Here is a 15,271-nt window from a genome sequence, read left to right as displayed (position 1 = left end):
TTATAGTCCTTATCGTACTTGTTGATTATTGATCTCTGCTTGATTCCACCCTTGAAGGGAGGAGTAAAAGAAAATTCGTATTGCTTGAATGCCCACTATGGCAAAAAAAAGCTGGCGGTCAGGATTCCTCAAAATGCAACTTTTCCAGTCTGCATAATCAATATTTGACGGAGTTGGGATGTTTTGTGGGTGGCTATGCCAAGTTCCTAAATAAACCGAGGTTCCGTTTGATTTTGAAAATGCCGAATCTACTTTCTTTTGATGTCCCGGATCTTTTAAGGTGAACCTATGCGTAGATCTGCAATCTTTTGGCATAGGCTCAGTTAAGTCCTCAATCCAGTACTGATTAGGGTTAGAGGAGCTCTGATTGCCAATCAGAACACCACATGCTTCTAGATCTTTTCTATCAAGTTGCTTATATCTCGTCCATGTTTGAATAACTTCATGGGAAATATAGAGTTCAAACTGTTTAGAGGGGAGCAAGTAATAATTTTCAATCATTGCAAAGATCACACCCGCTATTTAGAAGAGGGAGAATTTCTAATGATTTTGAAAACTGTGTATATCGATCAGTTACCTGGAAACCAGCTTGGACGACATCAAAATCACTGCCTTTCCAGCTCACTTTTGAAGAGCTGTGTAATTGGCCCATTAAAAACTTGATCGCTAAATTAGAAGTAATAAGAGCGGTTTGTAATGCACTTAAGTTGCTATAAGGTAAGAATGCATTTCCGCAACCCGCAAGATTTTTCGTAAGGTTTTGATTAGGTTTCAAAAAATTAAGGTTGGAACCTAGACCTCGTGAAAAATCAATTGGATCAACATATGCACATCTTAAACAACCTTTTGAATCAGGAATATCTAGTACAGCATGGCCCCCAATTCCGTAACCTTCCACCCAGGTATTTATGACAGCAGTTTCAATTGAATTCTTAATACAGTAATCATGAAAAATACGTTCTTGTGTAGGTGAACCGATTGCGATAATGATGAGATCGAAAGTATTTAATACATTTTCATATCTTAGGCTTAGGAGTTCTGAAAACATAACCTGGACTTCTAGCCACGGATATTTATTACTCAATTCTGTTTGTAAGCCCCAGGTCTTAGGCCAGCTAATATAATGAGCTGCAAGAGTATGGCGATATAAATTATCCAAAGAAAAAGTCTCGGGATCTGAAAGTGTGATATGGCCAATACCTGTGGATGCAAGTTGATTAGCAATTTGACTCCCAACCGATCCGCAACCTACCAGTAAAACTTTTTTGTTTTGTAATTCTTGAATAGCTCCACTTCGGGGCATGACTCGTTCTTTATTAAATAAACGTACATTCATTGCCTTGAGTTCCCAGAACTCTAAATGCTCACGATTAAGAGGCAGGCCTTTTTTGCTTTTAATATTATTTTTTAAATGAAAATGGATACCAAACCAAGTTTTACCTGATGGTGTATCCGCATTAAATACAAGCCAAAAGGCATGGTCTCGAGTTTGTCCGAGGGTACGGGTTAAAGACTCAAAAACATCCTGAGAAATAAACTTGAGTATTTCAAGATACCATTCTTCTAAGTCTGCACTCTGCCATGGGGCAGGGATTAACTTTTCTAAAGGAACAATACATCCAATTCCTTTAGGTTTACCACGGTTATTGATGTGATCATTAATTACTGAAAACTGAGGCTTTTGTTTAAATTCCTGAGGTATCCCAAAATGGCAAGCATTCAGTCCGTATTTAACGCCTTTCTTGGGAGGAAGAATATTAAGAAGCTCAAATTCTCCTTTATCAGACAAGCATAAAAAGTCCTCATACTTTTGGTCCTGAATATGATTCCAGCCTGCTAAAAATTCTCGTAATAACTCTTCTTCATTCCATTTGGGATCAGATAAACATCTTTCTAATAAAGAAATATGCCGTTTTAAGGATTCTTCAAAGGCTCGTTCGGGCACCTCAAAATTGATAGACACCGAATCCGGAACATTTACGCATATTGAAGCTACATTTAAAGTCTTATTCGCAAGTGTGTGCGCGATTCGCCCGTACTTATCAGGAGACTTTAGAAAAAAAGAAGGCAGAGCTGTAAGTTCTTCATCTTTTAGATGAATTAAGGTGATATCGTAACCTGCAACGGAACATTCGATACTCAGAGCCGGAAACAAACAGAACTCTGTTGCGGATACTTGGTATCCGCGGTCTGTCAGATGATTAATGATTGAAGAGTAGTTCATGCGCCTTGAGATGTCCCTACAGCTCCAGAGGTAGCGAATTGCACTTTTTGAGCCGTGCTTGCACTGTTGGTATTAACATTATTTGGAAAGTCATCACCGAATACTTTGACCAGTAAAGAGCATTGTTCAGCTTCATCTGATGTATCAATTACATCCTGCAAGGTAGATCGTAAATTAGTGAATTGATTTCTAAATCTAGTGCCCGTATTTAGGCTACTACCATGAAAAATATCTCTAGATGGATAAACCGGGAGGTTAACTTTTACTTTCCATTGATCATCAGAGTGCAATTGAAAATAGCCAGACCAATCCAGAATTGAATCAACTGTAGCTTTTAGTGCGAGTAAATCATTTGGAAACCCGTCTTCATCAATACTTGGTTTAAAGTTCTGTTTAATCATTACAGTTAGACCGATTGAATAGATCTTTCTGCACACGTCAGGACTAAACTTCAGGTTTCTCCAACGTTTGAGGTACCTTACCAATCTGCGAAATTGATGTAGTTTTTCTGTGGCATATACGCCATATTGAGATGAGTCATTGACCCAGTCAATGAGTTCTATTGGCGAGGATTCTGACCAAATTTTATGTTCATCAGCTGAGTCTTTTTTCCCTACTGCTAATTCATATCCTCCCCAGGAATTCTTTCTATATACCGGGATATCAATATGTAGATTCTTAAATTTATAATCAGCAGTAACACAAGGTTTTTTAATTTTAGCATTTTGAAATCCACGATCTTCCAGAATTTCTAAAATGACTTTTTTGGGAACTAAAGGATCTGATGGAGAATCTTCATAATCAATGACTATGGCACGGTCAATATCAAAATCTTTACCAGGTTCTTTAATAGTCGTATAAGTAGCAAGTGACCCTTGAACAAAGTTATCAATAACAGGATAACCTTTTTCTTTAAATTTAGCCTTGATTGCAGCTGTAATGCTATCGTCTTTTTCACGAGCATTTGAATACTCGGAATCATGACGGGTTAGATAGATTCGTTGATTAAACGTATTAAATTTATTTTGCAAACTCATGTGTTGCTCTCTCAAAATGTAAGTTTATTTGGTACCCAGCCCCCCTAAAAAAACTGGGTAGAGAACAATTACTTAAACTTTTAAAAGCCATTAGCTCAGTTAATTCACTCTAAGACTTTGACTTTTTTGAACGTTTCGGAAACTTATATAAACCACCTTTTGGGTGATAAATACGTTTGCCGTTTCTGGTAATGAATCGTGTGTACACATATTCAATGCCATCGTCGTTTGTAGACATAGGTCTACTCCTCACATAGGGCATGGTAATGTGAGTGCGACTTAGGAGTAGACAGGGTTGTCCGTTGCGGAGGAGAGAGCTTTTACGTTAGAATCGAGACACCACATCACGAGGACTAACGTGAAAGACATCTATCCGTACTTATGGATAGTCAAGTCTTTTGTCCTGAAATCGCAGGGGCATATGCCCAAATCTGCCTTTCTCACGTTTACTAGCCGACCTTCGGGTCGGCTAAAATATTAAGAAGCCATAGAAAATCTCTCCATCTCTTCGATATCAGCTTTATAAAGCTGAGTGAAATCTTCCGGGTATAAGTTAAAGAAGGATGATAAATCTGGAATGACTTTTGACTTATCACCTTGGCAAAAATCCATCATTAATTTAGCAAAGCGTTGAGGGTGCTCTCTTTCTAGGGAATAAGGCTCAGCTTTGCGGTAACCGTACATACTCATTTGACGCCATAACGTTGCTGACTGTCTGTCACTTATGTCTCCAATGTGTTTTGATTTCACAATTAGAGCAGCCATGGAAACTTTCCAGAACAACTTATGCGTTGCGTAAGTCTTAAGATTAGTTGTTTGTAACTGGCCTTGCACAGCGTCAGTTGGTATTAAAAACTCTGCAGCAAATTCATTCGCTTCTTCTTCCATGTCTATAGATGGAGCATATTTATGAAGAATTAAATGTCCTAACTCATGTGCTAAGGTAAAGCGAATTCGGTCATTAGGTTGATTTGCATTGAGGAAAATACATGGAGGGCTATTTTGAGTTTGTAAAGATACCCCATCAATGTGATCTTCTTCAAAATTACAATAGAAAATAAAGACTCCAGCTTTCTCAATGAGTCCGGTCAAATCTTCAATAGGGTTTAGTCCCAAATTCCATTCTTTACGAAGCTTTAATGCAGCTTCAGTGGCTGAACTAACATTTATATGTATCTGATAACTTGGTAATGGTAAAGATGATTCTAACTGACAAAACAGATCAAGCTTATCTAGATTTGAAGCTTTAATTGTCATTTCAGCATTGATTTGATTTAGGATTTTAGCTGTAGTTGAAGCTTTTTTTCGGTATGCATGTAGACTAATTGGGGACACTTTAAAGTGGTCATCTTGATGAAAGAACCTTTCTGGGAAATTAAGGGTCTTAGCAATATTAAACTTTGTTTCATCTGAAGGCTTAATGTCGCCTTTCTCAATTTTGGATAAAGCAGCTTGAGTAATATTTCCCATTTTTTGGACAAGCTCAGTCTGGCTCATCCCTCTTAGGTCCCGAGCAATTCTTAACATGTCTGGATTAAATGTAGGCATATGTCCTCCCTGAAACAAAAATTTCTTTTGATTCATGCCGGTAAGATAGTGGAAATATTTGGGGCTGTCAATTTTTTGTGAAACTATAACCGAAATTAAAATTGGGTCTATATATTGTGTTTGTTTTTTAGTTTTTTACTAAATATAGTTTTTGGCTGAAACATTTATTAAATTTTATGACAAGAAAGCTAGTTTTTAAAGCAGTTAGATCAGCTAAAGTTCTTAAGATATTCTGAAAGATGGGACCATAAGACGGGTTATTGAAGGCCATATTTCTATAGATAATTTAGTTATTCTGGAATGATTGTTATTAGACTCTTAGATTTCTAGAACTGTTAAAGCTCCCCCAAAAACAGCGCCTGTATCAATAAAAAAACAGTTTTGATGCTGGACTGGTTCTTTAACTACGGTATGACCGAAATAGATTTCATCAACCCCTGTTACAGTTCTATACCCAGGGTGATATTTACTAAATCTAACTCGTCCTCGATGCCATAAAGCAATTTGTATAGCTGACTGCTCGCCTGCAATGAAATAATCGTTCTCAAGAATTTTTTGCTTGAAGTCTTCCCAGTCATTGATATTTATATCTGCATGAACAAAACCATAAACCTTATTGTTATGATGAATTTCAAGAATTATGGGTAAATTACGGCATTGATCAACTATGCTTTGCTGTTGCTCAATAGGTAAATCGTATAGCCAGGCTCCCCCATGATGGGTATGCATATCCTTCATTTCATTATCAAGAGTCGCTTCAATACACATCTGTTCATGATTGCCCCGGATTGCCTTAAACCATGGTTCATTAATAAGGTTTAGGCACTCAAGATTCTCATTGCCGCGGTCGACTAAATCTCCAACAGATACTAATAAATCCTGCTGAAAATTGAATTTTATTTCTTTTAATTTATTCATGAGTAGGGTGTAACATCCATGAAGATCACCCACTACAAAAAGACGGCCCTGTATAGGCTTAGAATAGTGTTCAATTAAATTATGTCCTAAATCTATTTCTTTCATAATTCTAATTCACTAGTTAAAAATAATGAGTTTACATAATCATGGTTCATATGAAGAATATCAACTTTGACTATTACATTTAACTTAAGCCAAGATTATCTAATTGGTTAAAGTCAAAATTTTCATCAAATAAGTGATTTAATTTTTTCTGATTTCTTAAATAAGAAAGTGTCCCTAAGAAGCAGGATTTACATAGTCGAACTTCATATTTATCTTTCTTATCATCGGTGTTCGGATCCCAGTCTGATTTCAGTACACCATAATTGCTTGAAGTTGGCTGGTCACAAATATCACACGTTATACATTGTGTGGTTTTCGTTTGTAGAGAATTATTAGTGCTCAAGGTTAATACTCCAAAATATTGATTATAAAAATATATTTAGCCAGTGAACTCCCAATTTAACGCTTAAGAAGAGCACAAGATATTCTCAACCTAACAATAAAATATTCTCTTAATTAACTATCTGTTAATAAGTTAATATTTATTTAATTTATTATTTTTCATAATGATTTTTAAATATAATGAAGTGGCAATGTATAATTTAGAAAGTTTGTATTAACTCCTTTAATACGTTTACTTTTGATTGAAGTGAAAATTGATAATCTTTCTTTTTTTGTATCAAAAGTTCAATCTGAAATCTAATACTAGGAAACTCATTAAAACACTCGTTAAGACATTCAATTTCGAGTTCATTTTGCTGTAGTGCTTTATTAAGTTGATTAGTCTTCTCACAAATAGATTCATAAGGCTCTTGTAATTCCACAGGTAAACAAAACTTCTTGATTTGATATGCATGATATTTAGAAGTGTATTTTTGAGGAATATTTATAGAATCCACAATAAAGTACTCCTTTACTAAATGATGAATAAAAAAGCTATGAACTACTTCAAAGTTTTCATCGTTATTTAAATAGCTGTTATGGCCTACAAATAACGACCATATTTCTGTGAACGCCAATTTATGAAAAGAATTTTTCATAAGGAAACGTAAAAACAATCTTTGCAGAATTTGTCTTTTCGTCATTTCTACCATCAAGTAACAATTAATATCCTATTTTGGGATATTTTTTAAAATAGTACACCATCTTCGGTTATGAGCTCAATACATGACCCTAGATATATTGGTCTAATACAATGTTTAATATCTTTACGTGAGGAAAAAAATATAACTCAGGTAGAAGTAGCTTCATTTCTAAAAAAACATCAGTCGTATGTTGCTAAAGTAGAAAATTTAGATCGTAGATTGGATGTAATTGAATTACATGACTGGCTAAAAGCCCTTGATATACAACTTTCAGAATTTATTATAATTTCTAAATTAGAAAAACATTAATTTTAATTAGATAAGATTTGTTTTGTCTTAAAACTTAATATCAACCTCTCAAAATTACGCTTTAACTCTCCAAAACACATTATTACAGAGTATTTTGTCGCATAGTTGTTTGTAACGTCGCATAGTTGTTTGTAAATCACAACCGCCCCCAACCAGTGCAATTGCTGATGCTGTATGGTGGGGCGCGCGAAATGGACGCTGCCCAAAAGTATGCGGTGTATTTGAAATAGAATAAATACTTGCAACTTCAAGAGTTTCTTGAGTAGAAAGTGGCGGTAAAATGGAAGGCAGGCGTGAGGCCAATAAAGTTTTACCTGTGCCTGGTGGTCCTTTAAAGAGCAGGGAATGTCCCCCAGCGGCAGCAATTTCTAGTGCACGCCGTGGGCGTAGCTGACCTTTAACATCTGCAAGATCAAATTTATAGGGCATTTCATTTGAATGGGCACTTGGCTGTGCGTGAGCTAGCTTTTGTGTGCCTAAAAAGTGCTCGCACACCTCTTTTAAATGATTAACCGGATAACACTCAAGATTAGGTAAATGGCTAATATCTTGGCTATTATCGACTGGTAAAACGATTTTATGCTGAGCTTGCTGGCATGCCATTGCTAAAGTTAAGGCGCCTGACACAGGTCTTACATGACCGTCTAGAGCTAACTCTCCAATAAATTCAAAGTCTTCTATGCAGTTTTCCGGAAGTTGACCAGAGGCAATTAAGATGCCTAAAGCAATTGGTAAATCTAGCCGTGAACCATCTTTGGGCAAATCTGCAGGAGCAAGATTAATGGTCAGCCGCTTAGTTGGGAATTGAAATCCACTGTTAATAATAGCTGAGCGAACCCTATCCTTACTTTCCCTAACTGCTGCTTCCGCTAAGCCTACAATAGTCAGAGAGGGTAAGCCTTGACTCACATGCACCTCAACCTCAATGAGAGGCGCATGTAATCCTAAAAGTCCCCGAGTATAAATTTTAGAAAAAGACATCTTATTGTTCCATTATGGTGCTTCATTTTTAATCGTTGTAAAGTATAAGTGCGCTACGTTGGTGCTTATTTTTTATTCTTTAAAGCTTCTTCTAATAGACTGACTTGTTTTTGTAGCGCTTCTAAACGTTGATTGGCTAAATGAAGGGCTGTTTTTTGTCTTTCGATTTCTTGTTTAGAGACAAGATCTAATTTCTCGACAGTTTCATTTAATAATGCACGTAAGTTTTTTTCTAAATCTTTTTTAGGCTCGTCAATTTGTTCCAAGATGGCCTGTAATAGAGTTTCTAGCATGATATATCCAAACTGTTGTATTACCTTATGCTCGCCAGTTTAACACTGCTTGAATCTAGGATATAGGCTTCTTGGCTTTTAGCCATGTTATAACGATAAATTGAAATAAAAACAGGACTGAAAATTCATTTTATTTTTAGTTGCTCATCTACATCTTGATAACTAAATAGGTTATAAAGAAAGCTCATGCAAAAGATTCATATCCTCCAACCTTTGAAATATTGGCATGAAAATTGAACATAAAACCTTACTGGTGAAAAGAAGCCGAAGGAAACAAACATGAAGCTTGTAACTGCAATTGTAAAACCGTTTAAATTGGATGATGTGCGTGAAGCACTCTCTGACATTGGTGTACAAGGGATTACCGTAACTGAAGTTAAAGGTTTTGGTCGTCAAAAAGGACATACAGAACTTTACCGCGGCGCTGAGTATGTGGTTGATTTCTTACCTAAAGTAAAAATCGAAATTGCGATTAGTGATGAAATGGTCGACGCGGTAATTGAGTCAATTACACGTGTGGCAAGCACTGGAAAAATCGGCGACGGTAAGATTTTTGTGACTAATCTGGAACAAGTCATCCGTATCCGTACAGGTGAAACAGGACCAGATGCTGTCTAAATTGGCACAAAGCTTGCTGAGCAATAAATAGCTCGCAAATGAGGTTGGGGGACACGAATGAAAAAAATGCTTATGGCGCTGAGTTTAACCGGCGCACTTTTGGGTGGTACTGCCGCTTGGGCAGAAGAGACTGTAACAACACCAACATCTGAGGTTACAGCAACATCAACGTCTGAAGCTCCTGCAACAATTGCAGCGGCACCAGCAGCTGAGGAAACTCCGGCCGCTCCGACACCGACTGCAAAACTCGATACCGGTGATACATCTTGGATTTTAATTTCAACAGCTTTGGTTCTGTTGATGACAATTCCAGGCTTGGCGTTATTTTACGGTGGTATGGTCCGTAAGAAAAATGTCTTAAGCACTATGATGTTTAGCCTTTCTGCTGCAATTTTAGTAAGTTTGCTCTGGGTGATTGCAGGTTATTCAATCGCGTTCTCTGGCACAGGTGCATACTTTGGTGATTTGTCTAAAGCAATGCTCAATGGTGTCGCTTTTGATGCACTAAGTGGAACAATTCCTGAAAGCCTCTTTGTTATTTTCCAAATGACTTTCGCCATCATTACTGTCGCAATTTTGAGTGGCTCGATTGCTGATCGTATGAAATACTCAGCTTTCATGGCATTCATTGCAATTTGGGTACTTGTGGTTTATGCGCCAATTACTCACTGGGTGTGGGCGGCAGATGGCTGGTTATTTAAAGCAGGTGCATTAGATTTCGCTGGCGGTACGGTTGTACACATTAACTCCGGTGTTGCAGGTCTAGTTGCTGCTTATATGCTTGGTAAACGTATTGGCCTTGGCCGTGAATCTATGGCGCCACATAACTTAACTTTAACTGTAATCGGTGCAAGTTTACTTTGGGTGGGTTGGTTCGGCTTTAACGGTGGTAGTGCTTTAGGTGCTGGTGCTCGTGCAAGTATGGCAATTTTAGTGACTCAAGTTGCTGCTGCTGCTGCTGCGTTCTCTTGGTTGGTAGTAGAACGTATGATCCGTGGTAAAGCTTCTGTATTGGGCGGTGCGTCTGGAGCTGTTGCTGGTTTAGTTGTGATTACTCCTGCAGCTGGTTTTGTTGGTGTAGGCGGAGCTTTAGTAATGGGCCTTATTGGTGGCGTAGTCTGCTTCTGGGGTATTACGGCACTTAAACGCTTACTTAAAGCAGATGATGCTTTGGATGCGTTTGGTTTGCATGCTGTAGGTGGTATTGTCGGTGCGATTTTAACTGGCGTATTTTATAGTGATGAAATCATTAAGGCAGCCAACGTAGCATTAGCACCAACATTCGCTGGTCAGTTGTGGGTACAAGTCGAAGGTGTGCTTGCGACAATGGTTTACAGTGGTATCGCAACTTTCATTATTCTTAAAGTGATTGACCTTATAATTGGACTTCGTGTTAATTCCGATGATGAACGTATGGGTCTGGACTTAAGCCAACATGGCGAACGTATTGAATAATCACTAATAATTCTTATATCAAAAACAGTCTTGTGCTGTGATCAAAGCGATGCTTTGATCTCGGACAGGACTGTTTTTTTGTCTCATAGAATGCTGGTTCTGTAAGTGTAGAAATTTTGCTACACTAGGTCAAAGTAATTGACCCTATTAAGTCCGCTATGCATTGTCCATTTTGCAACGCCGCAGATAGTAAAGTCATCGATTCGCGTCTAGCCGCAGAAGGTTGTCAGATTCGTCGACGTCGTGAGTGTGTAAGTTGCGGTGAACGTTTTACCACTTTTGAAAGCTATGAAGTGGTGATGCCCCGTGTGATCAAATCGAATGGAAAAAATGAACCGTTCGATGAGGCGAAGCTACGTCGTTCGCTTATGCATGCCTTACAAAAACGTCCAGTGACACAAGAGCAGATCGAGACGGTTCTAAGCGATATTCAGTTGCAAATTCGCCGTTTGGGTGAGCGTGATGTGAAATCCAGAACGATTGGTGAGATTGTCATGCAATCTTTATTTGCACTTGACCACGTTGCCTATGTTCGTTTTGCTTCGGTTTATCAAGACTTTCAGGATGTTGAAGCGTTTCGCCGCCAAATTGAGCAAATGCAACAACGTGAGCACTAATCATTTGAGATTTTTATGTCTGAGTTAAAACAAGATCAATACTGGATGCAGCAAGCCATTGAACTTGCCAAACGAGGACTCTATTCGACCAAGCCTAATCCAAATGTTGGTTGTGTCATTGTCAAAGATAATCAAATCATTGGCGAAGGTTTTCACCCTAAAGCTGGTCAACCTCATGCTGAAGTTTTTGCCTTACGCGAGGCGGGTGAACAGGCACAAGGCGCAACTGCTTATGTGACGCTTGAGCCGTGTGCTCATTATGGACGAACACCTCCGTGTGCTGAGGCACTTGTAAAGGCACAAGTTAAAAAAGTGGTTGTGGCATGTCCCGATCCAAACCCGCTTGTTGCAGGTAAAGGTGTTCAGATATTAAAAAATGCCGGTATTGAAGTAGAAATCGGTATTTGTGAGGATTTGGCAGCTCAACTTAATCAAGGCTTTTTAAAAGCGATGTCTACCGGCATGCCATATGTACGACTAAAAGTTGCTTCTAGTCTTGATGGGCGTACTGCAATGGCATCAGGTGAGTCGAAGTGGATTACAGGTTCTGCGGCCCGTCAAGATGTACAACATTGGCGTGCGATTTCAGGCGCCGTGATTACAGGTATTGAAACTGTAATTGCCGATGACTGCCAACTTAATGTACGTTCACTTCATGATGTTGATATCGAGACAGTTGCTCAGCCAAAACGTGTAATTCTAGATCGGAGAGGGCGTTTACCACTCACCGCTAAAATATTAGAAAATCCTGAAACTGTGATGGTCATGGGACCATATCGTCAGGAACTCGCTGACATAGGCGTGATACAATTAGAAATTCAGCCTTTAAAAACGTTATTACAGACCTTATCTAAGCAATACCAAATTTATGATGTGCTGATCGAGGCTGGCGCGACATTATCAAGTGCCTTTTTGCAAGAAGGCTTGATTGATGAAATGATCAGTTATGTGGCTCCAACTTTATTGGGGCAAAGTGCAAGAGCCATGTTCAATGCAGATTTTGAATATATGGCACAGCAACTTCGTTTTAAACTTCTTGATGTAACACAACTTGATCAAGATATACGCTTAAGGTTAATCCCTACGCAAGAGAAAGTATGAATTCAGAGCCTTCGGTATACCACAAACGTCGTCATGCAGCCCGCACGACAGACGAATATCTTTTCCATCAGCTTGTCCCGTATTTGGGTAACAAGCGCCGATTGCTCCACTTGATTTTAGAAGCTCTGGAAATCACAGGGACGCTGAATAGCAAGAAAAAGAATCCTCCGATTTTTGCCGATTTCTTTGCGGGTAGTGGTGTAGTGTCTCGTTTGGCACGTCAAAATGGTTACCGTGTGATTGCAAATGACTGGGAACCTTATAGCCATGCGTTAAATCATGCAATTTTAGCGTGTGTCGATGCACCTGCTTTTAAAGAGTTGGGTGGCTATCAGAAAGCGATTGATTATTTAAACCGCTTACCCGAGGTTAAAGGCTGGGTAACACACAATCTTTGCCCTCGTAATGATGATGTCTATGATCCATCTCGTGACCGATTATTCTTTAAACGTCGCAATGGTATGCGTATCGATGCGATTCGCCAGCAAATTGCAACATGGCAAGCGCAGGGTGCAATTAATGATGTAGAAATGAGTGCTTTGCTTGCGCCATTACTCTATTCGGCAAGTTTTGTGAGTAATACCAGTGGTGTATTTAAAAGCTTCCACCAAGGGTGGGGCGGACGTACACAAACAGCATTAGAACGTATCGAATCACTACTTTGGTTAACTCCGAGCCGTTTCTGTGAGATTGGCGACCGTAAACGCCCTGCTGCTGAAATGTGGTGTGTAGATGCTCAGCATCTAGCAAATCAGATGAGCGGTTTTGAAGTAGATGTAGCCTATCTTGACCCACCTTATAATCAGCATGCTTACAGTAGTAACTATCACGTTTTAAATGCGTTGACATTATGGGATCAAGTCGACCTACCGCCACCAGACACTAAGGGTTATAAGAGTGGTATTGACCGTGCATGGCGTAAAGAGCGTCCAAGTCCATACAACTCTTCTAAACATGCAAAAGATGCGTATGAAAAATTACTTTCAACCATCAATGCACGTTATATTCTGACCAGTTATTCGACCGATGGTAACATTGAGCCGAAAGATTTACTGATGGCCAATCTGGAACGTGGAAAAGTGACTTTACTTACTCAAGATGTTCCACGTTATCGCGTAAGTAAACAACGTCAGTCAGAGCGTGCACGTGTGCTTGAGTTTATTGTGATTACAGATACTCATGCCAAACCAGGACCACCGTTACGTCAATTGTTAGGCCAGCTTTACCACTTCGCCGAGCTAGGTGGTGTAGATACTTCAGGTAACAGTACGCAGCTCGCACTTTGGTAAGCGCTGCAATTTAAGCAGTGTAAAAGATTTGGAGATTGAGCCATGTTTACAGGCATTATTGAAAGTTTAGGTAAAGTAGAAAGCCTGCAAAGTGTAGGTGGCGATGTGCGTTTACGTATTCAAACCGATTTGGATATGTCTGATGTACATTTGGGTGACTCAATTGCAACTAACGGGATTTGCCTCACAGTGATTGAGTGGGGTGATAACTGGTATGCGGCTGATGTATCTCGTGAAAGTTTAAACCGCACGACTTTGGGTAACTGGAAAGTTGGTCAACGTGTCAATGTAGAAAAGGCAATGTTACCGACCACTCGCTTTGGTGGACACATTGTAAGTGGTCACGTTGATGGTGTAGGTGAAATTACCCTAGTACGTGAAGATGCTCGCTCAATTTATTTTGAAGTGACTGCGCCTGTAGAACTTGCTAAATATCTGGCAGAGAAGGGTTCAGTAACTGTAGATGGTATTAGCTTAACGATTAATCATTTACGCGGTAATATTTTAAGTTTAAACCTCATCCCACACACAGCAGAGCGTACTAATATTGGAACGTGGCAAGTGGGTAGCAAGGTCAATCTTGAAGTTGATGTTTTAGCACGTTATATCGAACGCTTATTACTAGGTGATAAAGCTGCTGAACAGAAAACTGAATCAAATATTAGTATGGCCTTCTTAGCTGAAAATGGTTTTTTAAAATAAACTTTTAAATTGCCAAAATGAAAAACCGGACATACGTTCCGGTTTTTTATTTTAAAAATTAATGCTTGGTGAGAGTAACTGAGTGTGTGCCGACCCAAGGTTTATTATGCTGAGTGCGTGTAATTGAAAATTCGCCTTTTTCCGATGCTCGTGTGAGTAAGATTGAAAGCGAATTAAAGTCGTTATAACTCATATAAAGTTCTTGTGCTGAGAAGGTCCATTGCTCGCCTTGATTAAGTTGCTCAATTTGCGTTGAAATCTGATGCGGAATGTCCATTTCTTACCCTCATTAATTTTCATAAATAATCATGAATTATTCTTATAATTGTTTGAACCATAAGAATATTATGCATGACCATTTTGTGACAATTAAATGTCATTTTTATGACAGGAAGAATATTAAAACTTTACTTTTCTATTTTTTCATCAGAAAAGTTAGAATTCTTTAAAATATATTCAATTTCTTCTTGAGCCGCAGCATGCAGTTTGGCACGGAAAACTGTTACCGCCTGTTCAATTAAGCTTTCAGCTTCAAGTTCTAGGCGAACGCGTACACTTTCAAGCTCAGATAAGATCTGATCATCAGTAATGCTAAGTTTTGCACCAGAAGAATAGTCAATTGCTGGCGTTTCAGGGTTTTTCTGATAACGTGCAGTATGTTCAGCAACTTCTTGTTCTAAATGACTGCGTAAAGCCTGCAAAGCTTCCGTTTGTTCACTAAATTTACGAACTTCGTCAGCTTGTAATTCAGCAGCATAAGCTGCTTCCTTTGCGCGCTTATCTGCAAGAGCTTTTTCTAAAGCAAGTTGGCGACGAATTCGCGCTTGCTCGATTAACTCTGCCTTTAAGTCAGCATATGCCTTTTCAATATTTTGTTGTGATTCTAACTGCGCTTTTTCGTCATTTAAAACCCACAGTTGAATAGGGGTCTGAGGCTCTAATAAATCGCAAATACGAGCCAAATCCTGTTGATAAGCATGACGGACAGCTTCAGGCGCATTTAACCATCTTTTTTTAAAATCTTGCCCGACATTTAATGCCACCACAGT

17 protein-coding genes and 1 pseudogene are annotated in these 15,271 nt (G+C 38.8%); 7 read left to right on the top strand and 11 right to left on the bottom strand.

All coding sequences use genetic code 11. From position 1 onward, the window contains the following. Nucleotides 1-9: 9 nt before the first annotated feature. From KNQ97_RS15655 to KNQ97_RS15630, 7 genes are all read right to left on the bottom strand, one after another. Nucleotides 10-501 (bottom strand): Mov34/MPN/PAD-1 family protein, encoded by a 492-nt coding sequence (locus KNQ97_RS15655; protein ID WP_033846918.1) that lies wholly within the window; start codon nt 499-501, stop codon nt 10-12. Further along, the gene (locus KNQ97_RS15650; RefSeq protein WP_033846920.1) at nt 494-2,224 is read right to left on the bottom strand and encodes a ThiF family adenylyltransferase; all 1,731 of its coding nucleotides are present in this window, start codon (nt 2,222-2,224) and stop codon (nt 494-496) included. Before KNQ97_RS15650 ends, KNQ97_RS15655 begins: the two co-directional genes overlap by 8 nt. Then, a complete protein-coding gene (locus tag KNQ97_RS15645) occupies nt 2,221-3,261 on the bottom strand; it encodes a nucleotidyltransferase (protein WP_033846921.1) in 1,041 nt (346 codons plus the stop codon). The genes KNQ97_RS15650 and KNQ97_RS15645 overlap by 4 nt, the downstream gene beginning before the upstream one ends. Before the next feature lie 109 nt (nt 3,262-3,370). Beyond that, nucleotides 3,371-3,499, bottom strand: a complete 129-nt coding sequence (locus KNQ97_RS19225) for a hypothetical protein (RefSeq protein WP_000106063.1) — start codon at nt 3,497-3,499, stop codon at nt 3,371-3,373. 239 nt (nt 3,500-3,738) lie between these two features. Beyond that, nucleotides 3,739-4,809: an XRE family transcriptional regulator gene (locus tag KNQ97_RS15640; RefSeq protein WP_033846922.1), complete on the bottom strand. Its 1,071-nt coding sequence runs from the start codon at nt 4,807-4,809 to the stop codon at nt 3,739-3,741. 318 nt (nt 4,810-5,127) lie between these two features. Further along, the gene (locus tag KNQ97_RS15635; RefSeq protein WP_033846923.1) at nt 5,128-5,832 is read right to left on the bottom strand and encodes a metallophosphoesterase; all 705 of its coding nucleotides are present in this window, start codon (nt 5,830-5,832) and stop codon (nt 5,128-5,130) included. A gap of 542 nt (nt 5,833-6,374) precedes the next feature. After that, complete coding sequence (locus KNQ97_RS15630) at nt 6,375-6,857, bottom strand: hypothetical protein (protein ID WP_227517036.1); 483 nt, start codon at nt 6,855-6,857, stop codon at nt 6,375-6,377. A gap of 69 nt (nt 6,858-6,926) precedes the next feature. Between KNQ97_RS15630 and KNQ97_RS15625 the strand changes: the two genes are divergently transcribed. Further along, a complete protein-coding gene (locus tag KNQ97_RS15625; RefSeq protein WP_005301602.1) occupies nt 6,927-7,166 on the top strand; it encodes a helix-turn-helix domain-containing protein in 240 nt (79 codons plus the stop codon). A 141-nt stretch (nt 7,167-7,307) separates the two neighbouring features. On the opposite strand, the pseudogene KNQ97_RS15620 reads toward KNQ97_RS15625, so the two are convergent. Further along, nucleotides 7,308-8,147: pseudogene (locus KNQ97_RS15620) on the bottom strand (YifB family Mg chelatase-like AAA ATPase); the annotation flags it as partial. A 65-nt stretch (nt 8,148-8,212) separates the two neighbouring features. Next, complete coding sequence (locus KNQ97_RS15615) at nt 8,213-8,440, bottom strand: accessory factor UbiK family protein (protein WP_000894500.1); 228 nt, start codon at nt 8,438-8,440, stop codon at nt 8,213-8,215. A gap of 279 nt (nt 8,441-8,719) precedes the next feature. On the opposite strand from KNQ97_RS15615, the gene glnK reads away from it, so the two are divergent. The 6 genes from glnK to KNQ97_RS15585 all read left to right on the top strand — a co-directional run bounded on the left by glnK (nt 8,720) and on the right by KNQ97_RS15585 (nt 14,222). Next, nucleotides 8,720-9,058: a P-II family nitrogen regulator gene (gene glnK, locus KNQ97_RS15610; protein ID WP_000780326.1), complete on the top strand. Its 339-nt coding sequence runs from the start codon at nt 8,720-8,722 to the stop codon at nt 9,056-9,058. A gap of 57 nt (nt 9,059-9,115) precedes the next feature. Beyond that, complete coding sequence (locus KNQ97_RS15605) at nt 9,116-10,513, top strand: ammonium transporter (RefSeq protein ID WP_000738520.1); 1,398 nt, start codon at nt 9,116-9,118, stop codon at nt 10,511-10,513. 158 nt (nt 10,514-10,671) lie between these two features. Then, nucleotides 10,672-11,130, top strand: a complete 459-nt coding sequence (nrdR, locus tag KNQ97_RS15600; RefSeq protein WP_000543541.1) for a transcriptional regulator NrdR — start codon at nt 10,672-10,674, stop codon at nt 11,128-11,130. Between the two features lie 15 nt (nt 11,131-11,145). Beyond that, the gene (gene ribD, locus KNQ97_RS15595; protein ID WP_253612435.1) at nt 11,146-12,231 is read left to right on the top strand and encodes a bifunctional diaminohydroxyphosphoribosylaminopyrimidine deaminase/5-amino-6-(5-phosphoribosylamino)uracil reductase RibD; all 1,086 of its coding nucleotides are present in this window, start codon (nt 11,146-11,148) and stop codon (nt 12,229-12,231) included. Further along, nucleotides 12,228-13,520, top strand: coding sequence for a DNA adenine methylase (locus KNQ97_RS15590; RefSeq protein WP_001083669.1), 1,293 nt, complete (start codon nt 12,228-12,230; stop codon nt 13,518-13,520). The genes ribD and KNQ97_RS15590 overlap by 4 nt, the downstream gene beginning before the upstream one ends. Nucleotides 13,521-13,562: 42 nt before the next feature. Then, nucleotides 13,563-14,222, top strand: a complete 660-nt coding sequence (locus KNQ97_RS15585) for a riboflavin synthase (RefSeq protein WP_000493866.1) — start codon at nt 13,563-13,565, stop codon at nt 14,220-14,222. 58 nt (nt 14,223-14,280) lie between these two features. On the opposite strand, the gene KNQ97_RS15580 is transcribed toward KNQ97_RS15585, so the two are convergent. Together KNQ97_RS15580 and KNQ97_RS15575 are read right to left on the bottom strand one after the other, a co-directional pair. Continuing rightward, nucleotides 14,281-14,499: a hypothetical protein gene (locus KNQ97_RS15580; RefSeq protein WP_253612434.1), complete on the bottom strand. Its 219-nt coding sequence runs from the start codon at nt 14,497-14,499 to the stop codon at nt 14,281-14,283. Between the two features lie 130 nt (nt 14,500-14,629). Further along, entirely contained in the window at nt 14,630-15,268 is a 639-nt protein-coding gene (locus tag KNQ97_RS15575) for a hypothetical protein (protein WP_001988710.1), read from the bottom strand. Nucleotides 15,269-15,271: the final 3 nt, after the last annotated feature.

The sequence above is a fragment of the Acinetobacter sp. UC24323 genome, assembly GCF_024151445.1.
In the GTDB taxonomy this organism is placed as follows: Bacteria; Pseudomonadota; Gammaproteobacteria; order Pseudomonadales; family Moraxellaceae; genus Acinetobacter; species Acinetobacter baumannii.
This window is presented reverse-complemented; position numbering and strand designations above follow the sequence as displayed.